The organism is Enterobacter sp. BIGb0383 (genome assembly GCF_003751845.1).
GTDB lineage: Bacteria > Pseudomonadota > Gammaproteobacteria > Enterobacterales > Enterobacteriaceae > BIGb0383.
The window spans coordinates 371,192-389,924 of record NZ_RJKQ01000004.1 but is presented as its reverse complement, the minus strand read 5'-3'; the positions used below and the strand labels follow the sequence as shown (position 1 = coordinate 389,924).

16 protein-coding genes are annotated in these 18,733 nt (G+C 57.6%); 11 read left to right on the top strand and 5 right to left on the bottom strand.

Annotation, left to right across the window (positions count from 1 at the left end; genetic code table 11):
- Nucleotides 1–19: 19 nt before the first annotated feature.
- Together envZ and ompR are read right to left on the bottom strand one after the other, a co-directional pair.
- Nucleotides 20–1,387 (bottom strand): two-component system sensor histidine kinase EnvZ, encoded by a 1,368-nt coding sequence (envZ, locus tag EDF81_RS19795; RefSeq protein ID WP_123349875.1) that lies wholly within the window; start codon nucleotides 1,385–1,387, stop codon nucleotides 20–22.
- Complete coding sequence (gene ompR, locus EDF81_RS19790; RefSeq protein ID WP_006177890.1) at nucleotides 1,384–2,103, bottom strand: two-component system response regulator OmpR; 720 nt, start codon at nucleotides 2,101–2,103, stop codon at nucleotides 1,384–1,386. The genes envZ and ompR overlap by 4 nt, the downstream gene beginning before the upstream one ends.
- Nucleotides 2,104–2,328: 225 nt before the next feature.
- Between ompR and greB the strand changes: the two genes are divergently transcribed.
- The 5 genes from greB (at nucleotide 2,329) to feoC (ending at nucleotide 8,414) form a co-directional block, all read left to right on the top strand.
- Entirely contained in the window at nucleotides 2,329–2,802 is a 474-nt protein-coding gene (greB, locus tag EDF81_RS19785; protein ID WP_123349874.1) for a transcription elongation factor GreB, read from the top strand.
- 102 nt (nucleotides 2,803–2,904) lie between these two features.
- Nucleotides 2,905–5,232, top strand: a complete 2,328-nt coding sequence (locus EDF81_RS19780; RefSeq protein ID WP_123349873.1) for a Tex family protein — start codon at nucleotides 2,905–2,907, stop codon at nucleotides 5,230–5,232.
- 361 nt (nucleotides 5,233–5,593) lie between these two features.
- Nucleotides 5,594–5,821 carry a ferrous iron transporter A gene (gene feoA, locus EDF81_RS19775; protein WP_123349872.1) on the top strand — a complete coding sequence of 76 codons (228 nt, stop codon included), beginning with the start codon at nucleotides 5,594–5,596 and terminating at the stop codon, nucleotides 5,819–5,821.
- Between the two features lie 26 nt (nucleotides 5,822–5,847).
- Complete coding sequence (feoB, locus tag EDF81_RS19770) at nucleotides 5,848–8,166, top strand: Fe(2+) transporter permease subunit FeoB (protein WP_123349871.1); 2,319 nt, start codon at nucleotides 5,848–5,850, stop codon at nucleotides 8,164–8,166.
- Nucleotides 8,167–8,177: 11 nt separating this feature from the next.
- Nucleotides 8,178–8,414, top strand: a complete 237-nt coding sequence (gene feoC, locus EDF81_RS19765) for a [Fe-S]-dependent transcriptional repressor FeoC (protein WP_123349870.1) — start codon at nucleotides 8,178–8,180, stop codon at nucleotides 8,412–8,414.
- A 32-nt stretch (nucleotides 8,415–8,446) separates the two neighbouring features.
- Here the strand turns inward: feoC and EDF81_RS19760 are convergent, their stop codons facing one another.
- Both EDF81_RS19760 and bioH read right to left on the bottom strand, forming a co-directional pair.
- Entirely contained in the window at nucleotides 8,447–8,716 is a 270-nt protein-coding gene (locus tag EDF81_RS19760; protein ID WP_123349869.1) for a YdgH/BhsA/McbA-like domain containing protein, read from the bottom strand.
- 111 nt (nucleotides 8,717–8,827) lie between these two features.
- Nucleotides 8,828–9,604 (bottom strand): pimeloyl-ACP methyl ester esterase BioH, encoded by a 777-nt coding sequence (gene bioH / locus EDF81_RS19755; protein WP_123349868.1) that lies wholly within the window; start codon nucleotides 9,602–9,604, stop codon nucleotides 8,828–8,830.
- A 37-nt stretch (nucleotides 9,605–9,641) separates the two neighbouring features.
- On the opposite strand from bioH, the gene gntX reads away from it, so the two are divergent.
- The 5 genes from gntX to EDF81_RS19730 all read left to right on the top strand — a co-directional run bounded on the left by gntX (nucleotide 9,642) and on the right by EDF81_RS19730 (nucleotide 13,017).
- A complete protein-coding gene (gene gntX, locus EDF81_RS19750) occupies nucleotides 9,642–10,325 on the top strand; it encodes a DNA utilization protein GntX (RefSeq protein WP_123349867.1) in 684 nt (227 codons plus the stop codon).
- Nucleotides 10,326–10,383: 58 nt separating this feature from the next.
- Complete coding sequence (gene nfuA / locus EDF81_RS19745) at nucleotides 10,384–10,959, top strand: Fe-S biogenesis protein NfuA (RefSeq protein WP_123349866.1); 576 nt, start codon at nucleotides 10,384–10,386, stop codon at nucleotides 10,957–10,959.
- A 97-nt stretch (nucleotides 10,960–11,056) separates the two neighbouring features.
- Nucleotides 11,057–11,386, top strand: coding sequence for a thiosulfate sulfurtransferase GlpE (gene glpE / locus EDF81_RS19740; protein ID WP_123349865.1), 330 nt, complete (start codon nucleotides 11,057–11,059; stop codon nucleotides 11,384–11,386).
- A 33-nt stretch (nucleotides 11,387–11,419) separates the two neighbouring features.
- Nucleotides 11,420–12,241: a rhomboid family intramembrane serine protease GlpG gene (gene glpG / locus EDF81_RS19735; RefSeq protein WP_123349864.1), complete on the top strand. Its 822-nt coding sequence runs from the start codon at nucleotides 11,420–11,422 to the stop codon at nucleotides 12,239–12,241.
- A gap of 17 nt (nucleotides 12,242–12,258) precedes the next feature.
- Nucleotides 12,259–13,017, top strand: a complete 759-nt coding sequence (locus tag EDF81_RS19730) for a DeoR/GlpR family transcriptional regulator (RefSeq protein WP_123349863.1) — start codon at nucleotides 12,259–12,261, stop codon at nucleotides 13,015–13,017.
- 31 nt (nucleotides 13,018–13,048) lie between these two features.
- Here EDF81_RS19730 and malT read toward each other — a convergent pair whose 3' ends face one another.
- Complete coding sequence (malT, locus tag EDF81_RS19725) at nucleotides 13,049–15,754, bottom strand: HTH-type transcriptional regulator MalT (RefSeq protein ID WP_123349862.1); 2,706 nt, start codon at nucleotides 15,752–15,754, stop codon at nucleotides 13,049–13,051.
- Nucleotides 15,755–16,337: 583 nt separating this feature from the next.
- On the opposite strand from malT, the gene malP reads away from it, so the two are divergent.
- A complete protein-coding gene (gene malP, locus EDF81_RS19715; protein WP_123349860.1) occupies nucleotides 16,338–18,728 on the top strand; it encodes a maltodextrin phosphorylase in 2,391 nt (796 codons plus the stop codon).
- Nucleotides 18,729–18,733: the final 5 nt, after the last annotated feature.

Here is an 18,733-nt window from a genome sequence, read left to right as displayed (position 1 = left end):
CCACCTCGGTGGTCTTTTTTTAACTCTCTTTCGTCACGCCGCTTTTTGGCAACGCCGGTGTGCGGTTTACCGGAACCGGTAGCCAGGCGCGGATGCACAGCCCGCCGCGTTCGCTGGTGCCGATTTCCAGTAGGCCGTTGTGGTTGTCGATAATACGCTGAACAATCGCCAGGCCCAGGCCGGTGCCGCTGGTGCTGCGGGCGCTGTCGCCACGCACAAACGGCTGGAACAGATGCTGACGCTGCTCGGGCTGAATGCCGGGACCATCATCTTCAACCTGGAACCAGGCGCGGTTTGGCTCGCTGCCGCTGCTGACTTTAATCCAGCCGTTGCCGTAGCGGGCGGCGTTAACCACCATATTGGCCACGGCACGCTTGATGGAGAGCGGATGCATACGCAGCAGGATATCCCCCGGCTGCAGGCCGGTTTCTATCTCACGCTCATAACCGCTTTCGGATGCCACCACCTCGCCAAGAATGGCGTTCAGGTCGGCCAGCTCCATCGGCATCTCCTGCCCGGTACGCAGGTAGTCGATAAACTGCTCAATGATGGCGTTGCACTCTTCGATATCTTTATTGATGGATTCGGCGAGATAGCCATCCTGTTCGCCCATCATTTCCGTCGCCAGACGAATACGCGTCAGCGGCGTACGGAGATCGTGGCTCACCCCCGCCATCAGCAGGGTACGATCGTCCGCCAGCTGTTTGACTCCGGCGGCCATATGGTTAAACGCCCGGGTTACCGAGCGCACCTCCGACGCGCCGTATTCACGCAGCGGCGGCGGAATAATGCCCCGCCCGACCTGTAGCGCCGCGTGTTCGAGGTCCACCAGCGGTCGGTTCTGGATACGGATAAACAGCCAGGCACCGCCTATCGCCAGCAGCATAATCGCCAGGGTATAGCGGAACAGCGGCGAGAAGTCGCCCTGGTGAATCTCCGTCAGCGGCACCCGCACCCAGATATTCGGCGACAGCCAGGTCTTCAGCCAGACGACCGGCGAGCTTTTATTGACCTCAACGCGGACTTCCGTCGGGCCGCCAAGCTGCTGCGCCATCTGCTGACTTAAAAATTCATAATGCTGCGCCCAGCGCAGGCCTGCGTCTTCCGCCGCCTCATCGGAATAGAGGGAGATGCCCAGCTCGCGATAGATTTCGCGGCGAAACGCAGGTGGAACCACCAGCTGCGTGCCGTCTTCCAGCTGGAGTTTATCGGTCATCAGCATACGAACTTCGTAGGCCAGAACCTTATTAAACTGCTGGAGGCTGGGCAAAATCGCAAAGTTCAGCACCACCAGATAGGTCGTCACCAGGCTGACAAACAGCAGGGTGACGATCAGCAGCAGGGTGCGTGCAAACGAACTTCGCGGCGAGAAACGCATTCGCCTCATGCTTTAGCGCCGTCCGGGACAAAGACGTAACCCAGGCCCCATACGGTCTGGATATAGCGCGGATGGGCCGGATCTTCTTCCACCATTCGACGCAGACGGGAGATCTGCACGTCAATGGAACGCTCCATCGCGGAGTACTCGCGACCGCGGGCAAGGTTCATCAGCTTATCGCGGGAAAGCGGCTCACGCGGGTGGCTAACCAGCGCCTTCAGCACGGCGAATTCACCGCTGGTCAACGGCATCGGCTCATCTTCGCGGAACATTTCGCGGGTGCCAAGGTTCAGCTTGAACTTACCGAAGGCGATGACCGCCTCTTCCTGCGACGGCGCGCCGGGCAGTTCATTAGCCTGACGACGCAGCACGGCACGGATACGCGCCAGCAGCTCACGCGGGTTAAACGGCTTAGGAATGTAGTCGTCGGCACCGATTTCCAGGCCCACGATACGGTCAACTTCTTCCCCTTTCGCCGTCACCATAATGATCGGCATCGGGTTGCTCTGACTGCGCAGACGGCGGCAGATAGAGAGGCCATCTTCGCCAGGTAGCATCAGGTCCAGCACCATCAGATGGAAAGACTCACGCGTCAGCAGGCGGTCCATCTGTTCGGCATTGGCTACGCTACGAACCTGGAAGCCCTGCTCGGTGAGATAACGCTCCAGCAGCGCACGCAAACGCATGTCGTCATCGACCACCAGAATCTTATAATTCTCTTGCATTGTTGATACTCCCACAGGTTCACTACATCGTAAGTGAGTATTCTAAAAAAGCCCGGGCCAGCCACCAGCTAAATCTGGTGTACATCCAGGCTAAATTGTTACAAAGCATATTTTACAGCAGGTTAACTACACATTTAATCATATGACATCTTACTTATTCTGTCGGTATTATCATGCGAAATGCATCACAGGCGATCGCAGGATGCCGAAAGGTAAAACGACACAATGAAAACGCCCCTGATTACCCGCGAAGGGTACGAAAAACTGAAGAAAGAGATGGATTATCTCTGGCGCGAAGAGCGTCCTGAGGTCACCAAAAAAGTGACCTGGGCCGCCAGCCTCGGCGACCGCAGCGAGAACGCCGATTATCAGTACAACAAAAAACGCCTGCGTGAAATCGATCGCCGCGTTCGCTACCTCACCAAATGCCTGGAACATCTGAAGATCGTCGATTACTCGCCGCAGCAGGAGGGCAAAGTGTTCTTCGGTGCCTGGGTGGAGATCGAAAATGACGACGGCGACCTTAAACGTTTTCGTATCGTCGGCTACGATGAAATTTTCGGTCGTAAGGATTACATCTCCATCGATTCTCCGATGGCGCGGGCGCTGCTGAAAAAAGAGGTCGGAGACCTGGCCATCGTGCAGACGCCGGGCGGCGAAGCCAGCTGGTACGTGAACACCATCGACTATGTGAAATAACCCATCAGGAACACTCCGGGAATGCGGCCAACGGCTGGCATTTTTGCCGGTCAGTCCGTATAACTATCCCCTGATTTTTGACCCTAAAGATGAAACCAAGCCATGATGAATGATTCGCTCTGCCGCATTATTGCGGGTGAACTTCAGGCCAGAGCCGAACAGGTAGAATCTGCCGTTCGCCTGCTTGATGAAGGGAACACCGTGCCGTTTATCGCACGCTATCGTAAGGAAGTCACCGGCGGTCTGGACGACACGCAGCTGCGTCAGCTGGAAACCCGACTGGGCTATCTGCGTGAACTTGAGGACAGGCGTCAAACCATTCTCAAATCTATTAATGAGCAGGGTAAGCTGACCGACGCGCTGGCCAGCGCCATTGCCGGTACGCTCAGCAAAACCGAGCTTGAAGACCTCTACCTGCCCTATAAACAGAAACGCCGCACGCGCGGGCAGATCGCCATTGAAGCCGGTCTTGAGCCACTCGCAGATCTGCTGTGGAACGATCCGTCCCATGACCCGGAAACGGAAGCGGCGAAGTATATCAATAGCGAAAACGGCGTGGCCGACAGTAAAGCGGCTCTCGACGGCGCGCGTTACATCCTGATGGAACGCTTTGCGGAAGACGCCGTGCTGCTCTCCCGCGTGCGTGATTATCTGTGGAAAAACGCCCATCTGGTCGCCACCGTGGTCAGCGGCAAAGAGGAAGAAGGCGCGAAATTCCGCGACTACTTCGATCACCATGAGCCAATTGCCACCGCGCCTTCTCACCGTGCGCTGGCGATGTTCCGTGGCCGCAACGAAGGTATTCTGCAGCTGGCGCTGAACGCCGACCCGCAGTTTGACGAGCCGCCGAAAGAGAGTCACTGCGAGCAGATTATTATCGACCACCTCAGCCTGCGGCTGAATAACGCCCCGGCGGACAGCTGGCGGCGTGCCGTGGTGAGCTGGACCTGGCGTATCAAGGTGCTGATGCATCTGGAAACCGAGCTGATGAGCACCGTGCGCGAGCGTGCGGAAGATGAAGCCATCAACGTCTTCGCCCGCAACCTGCACGATCTGCTAATGGCAGCACCGGCGGGCCTGCGCGCCACTATGGGTCTCGATCCCGGTCTGCGTACCGGCGTTAAGGTCGCCGTGGTCGATGCAACCGGCAAGCTGGTCGCTACCGACACCATCTACCCGCATACGGGCCAGACAGCAAAAGCGGCCGTTGCCGTCGCCGCGCTGTGCGAGAAATATAACGTTGAGCTGGTGGCTATCGGTAACGGTACTGCCTCCCGTGAAACTGAACGTTTCTTCCTCGACGTGCAGAAGCAGTTCCCGAAGATTGTTGCCCAGAAGGTGATCGTCAGCGAAGCCGGAGCTTCGGTCTATTCAGCCTCCGAACTGGCCGCGCTGGAGTTCCCGGACCTGGATGTTTCCATTCGCGGTGCGGTCTCTATCGCGCGTCGTCTGCAGGATCCGCTGGCGGAGCTGGTAAAAATCGACCCGAAATCTATCGGCGTGGGCCAGTATCAGCATGACGTCAGCCAGAGCCAGCTGGCGCGTAAGCTGGATGCGGTGGTGGAAGACTGCGTGAACGCCGTCGGCGTCGATCTCAACACCGCGTCTATCCCGCTGTTGACCCGCGTCGCCGGTTTAACCCGCATGATGGCGCAGAATATCGTCGCCTGGCGTGACGAGAACGGCCAGTTTAACGATCGCCAGCAGCTGCTGAAAGTCAGCCGTCTGGGGCCGAAAGCCTTTGAGCAGTGCGCCGGGTTCCTGCGCATTAACCACGGCGATAACCCACTGGATGCCTCAACCGTTCACCCGGAAGCCTATCCGGTCGTCGAGCGTATTCTGGCGGCCACTCAGCAGTCGCTTCGCGCCCTGATGGGCAACAGCGGCGGGCTGAAGGGCATCAAAGCCTCGGACTTTACCGACGAGCGTTTTGGTGTACCAACGGTGACCGACATTATTAAAGAGCTGGAGAAACCCGGCCGCGATCCGCGTCCCGAGTTTAAAACCGCGCAGTTTGCCGACGGCGTTGAGACGATGAACGATCTGCTCCCGGGGATGGTCCTCGAAGGCGCGGTCACCAACGTCACCAACTTCGGTGCCTTTGTCGATATCGGCGTCCATCAGGACGGGCTGGTGCATATCTCCTCCCTGGCGGATAAGTTCGTTGAAGATCCGCACACCGTGGTGAAAGCAGGCGATATCGTTAAAGTGAAGGTGCTGGAAGTCGATATGCAGCGTAAGCGTATTGCCCTGACCATGCGCCTCGACGAACAGCCTGGCGACAGCAACAGCCGTCGCTCCGGCGGTCAGCGCGAGCAGAACAACCGCCCGGCGGCGAAAGCGGCCAAACCACGCGGACGCGATACGCAACCGGCGGGCAACAGTGCAATGATGGATGCGCTGGCGGCCGCTATGGGTAAAAAACGCTAGTTTTTCCCGCCTGCCCTCGTCGCACGACGGGGGCAGGAATAATGAAACAAATAATTAACTCACAGTCTTAAATAACACTGAAATAGATAAGTCCCTCTGCCGATTAATAATTATCAGTTCATTAACAACTGCGCCAATTATTAAACAACCTTAAGAAACACCGTCGTTTATTGAGAAATATCAACCCAGGCATTAATTCATCGCCATCAACGCCTCTGTTCAACGTTTGTTGATTGAAGATAAAAACCATTCTCATTATTATTGTCTCACAGGTGAATTATTATTCCTTCCTGCATCTCCAGGCTTCATCTCCCTTACGGCGGATGAAAACGTCCAGGCTAATGAAACTAAAGTAGGCCTTATGCAATTTACTCCTGACAGTACGTGGAAAATTACCGGCTTTGCGCGTGAAATCAGCCCGGCATACCGCCAGAAGCTGCTTTCACTGGGCATGCTGCCCGGCTCCTCCTTTAATGTCGTCCGCGTTGCGCCTCTGGGCGATCCGGTACATATCGAAACCCGACGCGTAAATCTGGTATTACGTAAAAAAGATCTGGCGTTATTAGAAGTGGAATCGGTTTCACATTAAAAAAGCCTGAGACGGTGAGTTACAAAATGAAAAAATTAACCCTTGGTTTAATTGGCAATCCTAATTCTGGCAAGACAACGTTATTCAACCAATTAACCGGTGCGCGGCAGCGCGTAGGCAACTGGGCTGGCGTCACGGTCGAACGTAAAGAAGGCACCTTTAATACCACCGACCACCAAATAACCCTGGTTGACCTACCGGGTACCTATTCCCTGACCACGATTTCATCGCAAACGTCCCTCGATGAACAGATCGCCTGCCACGCGATTCTGAGCGGCGACGCCAATATGCTGATTAACGTGGTGGATGCCTCCAATCTTGAGCGTAACCTCTATCTGACGCTGCAGCTGCTGGAGCTGGGTATTCCCTGCATCGTGGCGCTGAACATGCTCGATATCGCCGAGAAACAGCACATCCGTATCGACATCGACGCGCTGGCTCACCGCCTGGGCTGCCCGGTGGTGCCGCTGGTATCGACGCGCGGTCGCGGTATTGACGCCCTGAAACTGGCGATTGACCGTCATCAGGCTAATGACGATATCGAACTGGTGCACTACTCGCAGCCGCTGCTGCGCGAAGCGAATACTCTGGCCGATACCATGTCGCCGGAGCTGCCCCTCAAGCAGCGTCGCTGGCTCGGGCTGCAAATGCTCGACGGGGATATCTACAGCCGCGACTGGGCTGGCGACACGACCCAGAGCCTGCCCGCCGCGCTGCAACGACTGAGCAAAGAAATTGACGATCCCGCTCTGCATATCGCCGATGCGCGCTATCAAAGCATCGCCGCCATCTGCGACGTCGTCAGCAATACCCTCACCGCAGAGCCAAGCAGGCTGACCACCGCGATAGACAAAGTGGTGATTAATCGCTTCCTCGGCCTGCCGGTCTTCCTGCTGGTGATGTACGTGATGTTTCTGCTGGCCATTAATATCGGCGGCGCGCTACAGCCGCTCTTTGATGTCGGGTCGGTGGCGATTTTTGTCCACGGTATCCAGTGGCTGGGTTACCAGCTGCATCTCCCTGAGTGGCTGACGATTTTCCTTGCCCAGGGGCTGGGTGGCGGTATCAACACCGTTCTGCCGCTGGTGCCGCAAATCGGCATGATGTATCTGTTCCTCTCCTTCCTTGAAGATTCCGGCTATATGGCGCGGGCGGCGTTTGTGATGGACCGCCTGATGCAGTCGCTGGGTCTGCCGGGGAAATCTTTCGTCCCGCTGATCGTCGGCTTTGGCTGCAACGTACCGTCGGTCATGGGCGCGCGTACCCTGGATGCGCCGCGTGAACGCCTGATGACCATTATGATGGCCCCCTTTATGTCCTGCGGGGCGCGCCTGGCCATTTTTGCCGTCTTTGCCGCCGCTTTCTTTGGGCAGCAGGGTGCGCTGGCAGTCTTCTCCCTGTACGTACTGGGGATCGTCATGGCGGTACTGACCGGCCTGATGCTTAAACACACGATTATGCGCGGCGAAGCTTCCCCGTTCGTGATGGAGCTGCCGGTCTACCACGTTCCGCATCTGAAAAGCCTGCTGCTCCAGACCTGGCAGCGCCTGAAAGGCTTTGTGGTGCGTGCAGGTAAAGTGATTATCGTGGTCAGTATCTTCCTGAGCGCCCTGAACAGCTTCTCGCTGGACGGCAAGACCGTTAACAATATCAACGATTCTGCGCTGGCTTCGGTCAGCCGCGTCTTCACCCCGCTGCTGAAACCTATCGGTATCCATGAGGATCACTGGCAGGCGACGGTTGGCCTGTTCACCGGTGCGATGGCGAAAGAGGTGGTCGTCGGTACGCTGAATACGCTCTATACCGCAGAGAATATTCAGGAGGAAGAATTCGATCCTGCCACCTTTAACCTGAAGGATGAGCTGTTCAGTGCCGTAGAAGAAACCTGGCAGAGCCTGCAGGACACCTTCAGCCTGAGCGTACTGGCAAACCCGATTGAGGCCAGCAAAGGCGATGGCGAAATGGCCACCGGGGCGATGGGCGTGATGAGCAGCAAGTTCGGCAGCGCTTCTGCGGCCTACAGCTATCTGATTTTCGTCCTGCTCTACATCCCGTGCATTTCGGTGATGGGTGCGGTAGCACGCGAAACCAGCCGCGGCTGGATGGGCTTCTCCATTCTGTGGGGGCTGAATATTGCGTACTCCCTGTCGACCCTGTTCTATCAGGCCGTTAACTTCAGCCAGCATCCGCAGTACAGCCTGGTCTGCATTCTGATCGTGGTGCTGTTTAACGTGGTACTGATAGGCGCCCTGCGCCGGATGCGTAGCCGTGTCGACGTCAATCTGCTGGCGACCCGCAACCCGGCCAGCCGCTGTTGCGAAAGCCCGGCCGGCGACTGTCACTAGAGGAACGAAGCATGGCATCGTTAATTGAGGTTCGCGATACGCTGGCGCAGTGGGGACGTCTGGAAGCGCGTCAGCTCAGCATCAATCTGCAAACGCCCCAGCCGATGATCGATGCCATGCTGTGTCGCCTTGAAGCGATGGGGAAGGTAAAACGTATCCAGGAGGATGCCGACGACTGTCTCAGCGGCAGCTGTAAAAGCTGCCCGCAGGGAAAAGCCTGCCTGCGGGAGTGGTGGGCACTGCAATAAATCAAGAGCGGGTCAGACGACCCGCTTTTCAGCTATTTAAAAACTTCGGCAGTGACATGGGTATGACCGCTTTTTTTCATGTCGCTGGTGACAACATAGTACTTTCCACCGGCCTCATCCGCCTTTTTGGACAGCTCAGCTTTGACAGACGTCGGTTCGGTCCCTGCCGACGCTGCGATATCCCCGACTTTCGTCAGGTTCATTTTCGCTACGTCATCTTTTTGGATCTCATCTGCCGCAAAAGCGCCGAATGAGAGTAATACGGTGACAAGAGAAGCGACAATGCCGTTGACAATTTTCATCGATTTTTCTCTCCTGAAAAGTTGATTTTTTTACCCTGTTGCGTCCGCTTTTCGCTTAAATCACCGGAACGCAACGCTAAAAGTATTAGCGCGAAATTCGGGTTTTGCCACTTATGAAAGCACGTCAGCCTTCAGCTCAATCAGCGCCTCGCAAAATGCGCCCGGATGCGAAATAAAAGGTGCGTGGGCCGCTTTGTCTATCACCCGCGAGCGGCTCGCGGGCCATAACGCATCAAGTTGCGGAACGATTTTGCGCGGCACCAGCCCGTCAAGGCGGCCATAAAGCCGCAGGAACGGCATTGTCAGCGGGATCAGCGCCTGGCGAAGGTCGGCCGTTTTAAGGATCTCCAGGCCACCGTTCAGCACCGCCGTGTCCGGCATCGGCAGCGCCAGCACCGCGCTTTTCAGCCTGCGCGCATCCTGTCTGGCGGTTTCCGTTCCCAGGGTTTGCAGCGCCAGGAAACGCTCGACGGTGCGCTGGAAGTCTTCGCTGAGCTGCTGCTGAAAATCCGAAAGCACGGTAGATTTAATGCCCGGCCAGCCCTCATGCTCGCTAAAGCAGGGCGATGAGGCCACCGTGACCAGGGCCTGAACGCGCTCCGGATGCGTTAACGCGACCTGGCTGGCGACCAGCCCGCCCAGGCTCCAGCCGAGCCATATCGCCTGTTCCGGGGCCTGCTCCAGCACGGCCCCGGCCATCGCCTCCAGCGACATGGCCCCAAACCCCTGGCTGCGGCCAAACCCCGGCAGGTCCACCAGATGCAGCGTAAAATGCGCGCTGAGTGGGTCGATGATGCAATCCCAGACTTCCGCATTCAGTCCCCATCCGTGCAGCAGCACAAGATGACACTTTCCTTCGCCTTTGGATTGCCACCAGATGTCGTTCATCAGTTACTGTTCCCACTCATCGATTTCGAGGTGCAATATGCTAACAGCCTGGGGCTTGTGCTGGCTATGCCGAATGCCGCTGGCGCAGCCGCGTCGGGGAGTCTGCTCGCGCTGTAGCGCGGCCCTGCTGCTGCCACGCCTGCTCTGCCCGCAGTGTGGTCTGCCTGCGGGCCGTACCGACCTGCCGTGCGGGCGCTGCCTGCAAAAACCGCCCCCGTGGCAGCGGCTGATTGCCGTCAGCGATTACGCCCCGCCCTTACGCCCGCTGCTGCATCGCTTTAAGTTTTCCCGCCAGCCAGAACTGGCGCCCGCGCTGGCGAGGCTCCTGCTGCTGGCCTGGCTACAGACCCGACGCAGCGCAGGGCTGGCCCGTCCGGACGTGATACTCAGCGTCCCGCTCTTCCCGCGTCGCCACTGGCGTCGCGGCTTTAATCAGAGCGACCTGCTGTGTCGGCCGCTGGCACACTGGCTTGGCTGCCGGTACGCAGAAAACGCCATCGAACGGGTGAGGCCGACACAAATTCAGCACCGTCTGACGGCTGCCCGACGACGGCGTAACCTGAAAAATGCCTTTCGACTTGAATTCTCCCCCAGGGGTCGCCATATGGTTGTTGTGGATGATGTCGTCACAACCGGCAGCACCGTTGCGGAAATTTCGCGTCTGTTACTCGGCGCGGGCGCAGCGACTGTCCAGATATGGTGCCTCTGTCGAACCTTGTAGAGCCTCGATGATGGGCGTATTATAACCAGGTAAAATAGTCAACTATTAGGCCATTGCTATGATCCGTATTTCCGATACTGCGCAAGCGCACTTTTCTAAACTGCTGGCAAATCAGGAAGAAGGGACGCAGATCCGCGTTTTTGTCATTAACCCCGGTACACCTAACGCCGAGTGCGGCGTCTCCTACTGCCCGCCGGATGCCGTAGAAGCTACCGATACCGCGCTGCCGTTTGAGCAGCTGACCGCCTATGTTGATGAGCTGAGCGCCCCGTATCTGGAAGATGCAGAAATCGACTTTGTCACCGATCAACTGGGTTCTCAGCTGACGCTGAAAGCGCCAAACGCCAAAATGCGCAAAGTCTCCGATGACGCCCCGCTGATGGAGCGCGTCGAGTATATGCTGCAGGCGCAGATTAACCCGCAGCTGGCTGGCCACGGCGGTAAGGTCACGCTGATGGAGATCACCGATGAAGGCTTCGCCATCCTGCAGTTCGGCGGCGGCTGTAACGGGTGTTCCATGGTCGATGTCACCCTGAAAGAAGGCATCGAAAAACAGCTGCTGAATGAATTCCCCGACCTGAAAGGCGTTCGCGATCTGACCGAACACCAGCGCGGCGAGCACTCCTACTACTAAGTCGTGCCTCCCTCACCCGGCCTCATCGCAACCAGGCCGGGTGCGGTTAAACCTGCCACCAGAACATCCTCACCTGCAATCAACTCAAAGAGACACTATGGATCAGTTCGAATGTATTAACGTGGAGCAGGCGCACCAGATGCTGCTTCAGGGTACCGCGGTGATGGTCGATATCCGCGACCCGCAAAGCTATGCGATGGGTCATATGCCGGATGCCTTCCACCTGACCAACGCCAGCCTTGCCACTTTTATGCAGCAGACCGATTTTGAAACCCCGGTGCTGGTCATGTGCTATCACGGCAACAGCAGCAAAGGCGCGGCCCAGTATCTGCTGGAGCAGGGCTACGACCGGGTTTACAGCGTTGACGGCGGCTTTGACGCCTGGCATCGCCATTTCCCGGCGGAAGTCGCTCACGGCGGGATGTAAAGCCCAAAAGGCAGCCTGAAGGATGAAGTGTTTATGTTGATGATCACCTCTTTTACCAATCCCCGCGTCGCGCAGGCGTTCGTCGACTATATGGCGACGCGGGGTGTTATTTTGACCATTCAGCAGCATACGCATACCGACGTCTGGCTGGCGGATGAAAGCCAGGCCGAACAGGTCAAAAGCGAGCTGGCACGTTTTCTGGAAAACCCCGCCGACCCGCGCTATCTGGCGGCCAGCTGGCATTCGGGCCAGACCAACGCCGGGCTGCATTATCGTCGCTACCCTTTTCTCGCCACCCTGCGTGAACGCGCCGGACCGGTGACGCTGCTGGTGGCGGCAGCCTGTATCCTGGTGTTCATTCTGATGAACGCGCTCAGCGCTCAGGAAGTGATGGTCTGGCTGGCCTGGCCCTACGACCCCTCTCTGCGCCTCGATATCTGGCGTTACTTCAGCCACGCGCTGATGCACTTTTCCCTGATGCATATTCTGTTTAATCTGCTGTGGTGGTGGTATCTCGGCGGCGCGGTAGAAAAGCGGCTGGGCAGCGGTAAGCTTGTCGTGATTACCGTTATCAGCGCCCTGCTGAGCGGATTTATTCAGCATAAATTTAGCGGCCCGTGGTTTGGCGGCCTGTCCGGCGTGGTCTATGCGCTGATTGGTTACGTCTGGCTCAGGGGCGAGCGGGAGCCGCAAAGCGGGATCTACTTACAGCGCGGCATGATGGCCTTTGCTCTGGTATGGTTAGTGGTTGGATGGTTCGATCTGTTCGGGATGTCGATAGCTAATGGCGCCCACGTTACCGGGCTGCTGGTCGGGCTCGCCATGGCACTGGTTGACAGCAAAAATAAGCGCTAACGGATGCAAAATAATAAATGAAACAGACACAACGTCATGACGCTATCGTCGAACGGGTAAAACAGCAGGGCTATGTCAGTACCGAAGAGTTGGTGGAACAGTTTTCCGTCAGCCCCCAGACCATCCGCCGCGATCTCAACGATCTGGCGGAACAGAATCTCATCCTGCGCCACCACGGCGGCGCGGCGCTGCCCTCCAGCTCCGTTAACACCTCCTGGCATGACCGTAAGGCCACCCAGACGGCAGAGAAAGAGCGCATTGCCCGTAAAGTCGCCAGCCAGATCCCCAACGGTGCAACCCTGTTTATCGATATCGGTACCACTCCGGAAGCCGTGGCGCATGCCCTCCTCGATCACACCAACCTGCGCATCGTCACCAATAACCTGAACGTGGCGAACACGCTGATGGCGAAAGAGGATTTCCGCATTATTCTGGCGGGCGGTGAACTGCGCAGCCGCGACGGCGGGATTATCGGCGAAGCGACGCTGGATTTTATCTCCCAGTTCCGTCTGGATTTCGGCATTCTGGGGATCAGCGGCGTGGACAGCGACGGCTCGCTGCTGGAGTTTGACTATCACGAAGTCCGCACCAAGCGGGCGATTATTGAAAATTCGCGCCACGTGATGCTGGTCGTGGATCACTCCAAATTTGGCCGCAACGCGATGGTCAATATGGGCAGCATCAGCATGGTGGATGCGGTCTACACCGACATTCTGCCACCGCCGGGCGTCATGCAGGTCATTACCGATAACAACCTGCAGCTGGAGCTGTGCTGATCCCTTCCGGAGCCTGAAAACTCAGGCTCCGCTAGACCCCGTAGCCCATCATTTTCAGCAGTCGCTGAGCATGCTGCACCGCATCCTGGCGATGCGCGACCCCAAGCTTTTGATACAGATTGCGGATATGCGTTTTGATGGTGGTGGCCGCCACCGCCAGCTCACCGGCAATCTGTTCATTGCTGTAGCCGGAATAGATCAGTCCCAGCACCTGCCACTCGCGCTGGGTCAGCGGGCTGGTGCGGATCAGCTCAGGAACTTCCGGGTGGTTAAGCAGACGCTCGACAAACCCCTCATCAAAATGGGCGAACTTATGCCGGTGGTGCTGGTTAATCTCGCGCAGAATGCGCTGAGCACGATGCTGTTCCAGCTCCGGGAGCCGGTTAAGCTGGATCAGCTGGCGTAGCTGCTGGGCCATCGCCTCGCCCTCAATCACAAAATGGCTGATAAAACCGGTCCGGTTAGCCAGCCGCAGCGCTTCCAGCAGTACCCGCTGAGCATCACTTTTGCGATCCGCCTGCCAGTAAAGCTGATTCAACAGCAGCAAATTACGGTTAAGATCGCTCATCAAACGCAGGCTGCGGGCGTTTTCGTTCAGCTCTTCCAGCACAATTTCCGCCGGTTCAAACTCGCCCAGCAGGATCTGCGCCCGGGCGATGTTGCGCCACTGACTTTGCAGAAAATGGTTATTAGCAAACGCCGGTTTCGGCGTCTGGCGCAGCCACTGCGCGGCCGCGGCTTGATCTCCGGTCATCTGCCAGTAAATCACCCTGACCTTATCGGCATTGGACACCCAGTCGCTGTGGTAATAGCCGTTACCCAGCAGGTTTTCCAGTCGGCTCAAATGGCTGCGGGCGTTATCAAGATTGCCTCGCGCCAGCGACACCTGCACCAGCAGCGCCAGGCACTGAAGCTGCTGCTGAGGCTGATAGGCTTCCAGCACCGCCATACCGCTGCGAGCCGTGCTTTCCGCATCGTCCAGCCGCGCCCAGGCCCACAGCAGCTGGGAACGGATACGCAGTAAAAATTCATGCAGCGGGAGCTGTTCAAGGTGCTGCTCGCGGATCAGCTGGAATGCCTTCTCCTGGCTCTCCCACGCGGCCTGCAAAAAGCCCTGGGCGAAGAGAATTTCGCTCTGCTGGATCAGGCTCCACAGCCCGTAATGCCACACCTCGTGACGGCGTGCCATCATTTCCGTCTGCTTCATGACCGCCAGCGAGTCGCTCAGCTGCCCCTTGCAGTGCAGCACTTCTCCGTGCACGGAGGTCGCCACAATGCGGCTGTAGAAGCTGGCGACCGGCAGCGTCTCCAGCGCGACCATTGCCAGCCGCTCGGCCTCTTCCTGATCGCCGTCGTTGATCGCCACCTGCGCACGCAGAGCATTAAAATCGCCGTGCAGGGAATCATCCATTTCACCGCGCATCTCCTGCTCGGCGCGGGCCAGCAGGGTGTTCACCTCGCTGTAGCGATGCTGGCTCTGCATCAGCCAGGCCTGCAGCAGCACCAGCTTCGGATTTTCCAGCAGACTTTGCCACTCCAGCGCCTGCAGGGACGCCTCCAGCAGGGTCAGCTCACTATGGTTAAACAGTCCCCAGGCGTGGTTCAGCAGAATATCGCGCAGCATACTGCCGTCTCCGGCCTCCAGCGCATGATGGATCGCTTCGCTGGGAAACCCCTGTGCCATCCAGCTTTCGGCCGCCGCACGATGAATATCGGGCAGCGACTGAGCCAGCTCCCACTGACAGCGCTGACGCAGAAAACTGCCGAACAGCGGATGAAAGGAGAACCACTCCCCGGAATCATCCATCCGCTGCAGAAACAGGCCCTGTCGCTCAATCTCTTCCAGCCGCATCTGACCGTTCTCTTCCCCGGTGACCCGAACGATAAGCGCATCGTTCATCGAGCGCAGAAGCGCACTTTTCAGCAGAAAATGGCGGGTACTGAGATCGACGTTATCCAGCACTTCATCCACCAGATAGTCGGAGAGATGGCTGGCGTTAATTCCGGATAGCCTGCGCGCCGAGTGCTGCACCGCCCCGCTATTTTGCCGGGCGGAGAGCGCAATCAGCTGCAGCGCCGTCGCCCAGCCTGCCACGTCGTCGCACAGGCGGCTGCTTTCGGTGGCTTCAATGGGCGAGGTCAGACGACGGTCAAAGAACTGCTTCGCTTCCTGATGGGTAAACGCCAGCTGCTGGCTGCCGACTTCCAGCAGCTGATCGCGCACGCGCAGATTGGCGATGCCCAGCTGGGGCAGGTTGCGCGACAGTACAACCAGGGTCAGGTTTTCCGGCTGATGACGCAGGAAGAAGCGCATCGCATCATGGATAACGGGGTTGGTCACCAGGTGGTAATCATCAATCACCAGATAGAGCGGCCGTTCCCAGGCCGCCAGTTCGATAAACAGCTGCGCAAACAGCGAAGAAAGGCTGGCATACTGTCGTTTCTGCGCCATCACTTCGCTACTGGCGCAGTGGCCACCCGTCGCCAGCTGGACAGCCGCGATCAGGTAGCTGGCAAAACGCTCCTGCTGATTGTCGCCTTCATCCAGCGAAAACCACCCCAGTTCACGCCTGCCCGCCGCCCACTGCGAGACAAGCGTGGTTTTTCCGTAGCCGGCGGGGCTGGTGATCAGCAGTAAACGATAATTGTGCGCACCGGAGAGCTTCGCCAGGAGCCGATCGCGAACCACGGTATGGTCAAGGCGCACCGGACGACTTAATTTAGATGGAATCAGCATAATTAATCACTTCACTGTGAAGGATGAAGAGCGGGATTTTTTTTGCGCTTCGTAATTAATGATTAATACGTTCGGACAGTTTGCGATTTATTGCAAGTTATGTCCGACTCGGGTATCGCTGAATTTGCACCCTGTCACACTTCTAATTATCGCACCTCGCCGCAGATATTCTCTGCAAGCGGCGCAAGACGCGGCCTGCATCGAGACGCCTTTCCATTCCCGCAAAAAGCCGATCTTCCTGATGCTATTAAAAGCCATAGCGGACACTTTCTGGAAATAAAGAAATAACCGCACCATCACCGTGGAAAATGTTATTCCACCGCACCGTCCCTTCCCGCACGGGCTAATTTTTACAGAAACAGGATTTCATTTTGTTAATCAACCTGAGCAAATTTTCTCCACCCGTCGGGGAGAAAGAGTGCGCACACTTCGCGTAAGCGACTAACTTTAAGAGGGATTGATCACATTTCTCGCTCATCCCCGCGACTCCTCCCTGGCTAATCCCCGGCGGGAGGAGGAAGTCAGCCGGGCACACTGACACACTGACCTTAACGTTTTTAATGCTAAAGGACCGGATTTCCCTATGTCACAGCAGACTTTCCACCCCGAACATTTTCAGGCTGCCCTGACACGTCAGTGGCAGCGCTTTGGTCTATCCGCCGCGCAGGAGATGACGCAGCGCCAGTGGTGGCAGGCGGTGAGCGGCGCGCTGGCGGAGTTGCTCGGCGATCTGCCCGCACAGCCTGCGGTCAGTAAACAGCGCCACGTAAACTATATCTCGATGGAATTTCTGATTGGCCGCCTGACCGGCAATAACCTGCTGAATCTCGGCTGGTATCAGCAGGTCAGCGATCTGCTTAAAGCGCAGGACATCAATCTGAGCGACCTGCTGGAGGCGGAAACCGATCCCGCGCTGGGCAACGGCGGCCTTGGCCGACTGGCGGCCTGTTTCCTTGACTCCATGGCCACCGTCGGCCAGTCCGCGACCGGTTACGGGCTGAACTATCAGTACGGCCTGTTCCGCCAGTCCTTTGTTGACGGCCACCAGACGGAAGCGCCGGACGACTGGCACCGCGCCAGCTATCCCTGGTTCCGCCACAATGAGGCCCTGGATGTGCAGGTTGGCATCGGCGGGAAGGTGGTCAAAGGCCACTGGAAACCGGAATTTACCCTGACTGGCGAAGCCTGGGATCTCCCGGTGCTCGGCTACCGTAACGGCGTCTCCCAGCCGCTGCGGCTGTGGCAGGCAAAACACGCCCATCCCTTTGATCTGACCAAATTTAACGACGGCGACTTCCTGCGCGCCGAACGCCAGGGGATCGATGCGGAAAAGCTGACCAAAGTGCTCTATCCGAACGACAACCATCTTGCCGGGAAAAAACTGCGCCTGATGCAACAGTATTTCCAGTGCGCCTGCTCGGTGGCAGACATTCTGCGTCGCCATCACCAGGCCGGACGCAAACTGCGCGAGCTGGCGGATTACGAAGTGATCCAGCTTAACGATACCCACCCGACGATTGCCATCCCTGAACTCCTGCGGGTACTGCTCGACGAGCATCAACTGAGCTGGGACGACGCCTGGGCAATCACCAGCAACACCTTCGCCTACACCAACCATACCCTGATGCCGGAAGCGCTTGAGTGCTGGGACCAGAAGCTGGTGAAGGCTCTGCTGCCGCGCCATATGCAGATTATCGACGCCATCAACGACCGCTTCCACGAACGGGTTAAGCAAACCTGGCCCGGCGATAAAGCCGTCTGGGAGAAGCTGGCGGTGGTGCACAGCAGGCAGGTACGGATGGCCAACCTGTGCGTGGTCAGCGGCTTTGCGGTGAACGGCGTGGCCGCGCTGCACTCGGACCTGGTGGTGAAAGACCTGTTCCCCGAGTACCACCAGCTGTGGCCGAACAAGTTCCATAACGTCACCAACGGCATTACGCCTCGCCGCTGGATCAAACAGTGCAATCCGCAGCTCGCCGCCCTGCTGGATAAAACGCTGAAGAAAGAGTGGGCTAACGATCTCGACCGCCTGATTGCGCTGGAAAAATCGGCCGACGATAAGAAATTCCGTCAGGCGTACCGCAAGATTAAGCAGGAGAATAAAGTCCGGCTGGCTGAATTTGTTAAGGCCCGCACCGGGATTGAAATTAACCCGCAGGCGATTTTCGATATTCAGATCAAGCGCCTGCATGAGTACAAACGCCAGCATCTGAACCTGCTGCATATTCTGGCCCTGTACAAAGAACTGCGTGACGATCCGAAGGCTGACCGCGTACCGCGCGTATTCCTGTTCGGTGCCAAGGCCGCTCCGGGCTATTACCTCGCGAAAAACATTATCCTGGCAATTAACAAGGTTGCTGAGGTCATCAATAACGACCCGCAGGTGGGCGATAAGCTGAAGGTGGTGTTCCTTCCGGACTACTGTGTCTCGGCGGCCGAGATGCTGATCCCGGCAGCGGACATTTCCGAGCAGATCTCTACCGCCGGTAAAGAGGCCTCCGGCACCGGCAATATGAAGCTGGCCCTGAACGGGGCGCTGACGGTGGGCACTCTCGACGGTGCCAACGTCGAGATCGCCGAACAGGTTGGCGAGGAGAATATCTTTATCTTCGGCAACACGGTGGAGCAGGTCAAAGCCCTGAAGGCCAAAGGCTACGATCCGGTGAAATGGCGTAAGAAAGACAAGCTGCTGGACGCGGTGCTGAAAGAACTGGAGAGCGGAAAATACAGCGGCGGAGACAAACACGCCTTCGACCAGATGCTGCACAGCCTCGGCAAGCAGGGCGGCGATCCGTATCTGCTGCTGGCCGACTTTGCAGGCTATGTCGAAGCGCAAAAACGGGTGGATGTGCTGTACCGGGATGAAGAAGCCTGGACCCGGGCGACCATCCTGAATACCGCTCGCTGCGGGATGTTCAGCTCTGACCGCTCTATTCGCGATTATCAGCAACGTATCTGGCAGGCAAAACGCTAAGGACC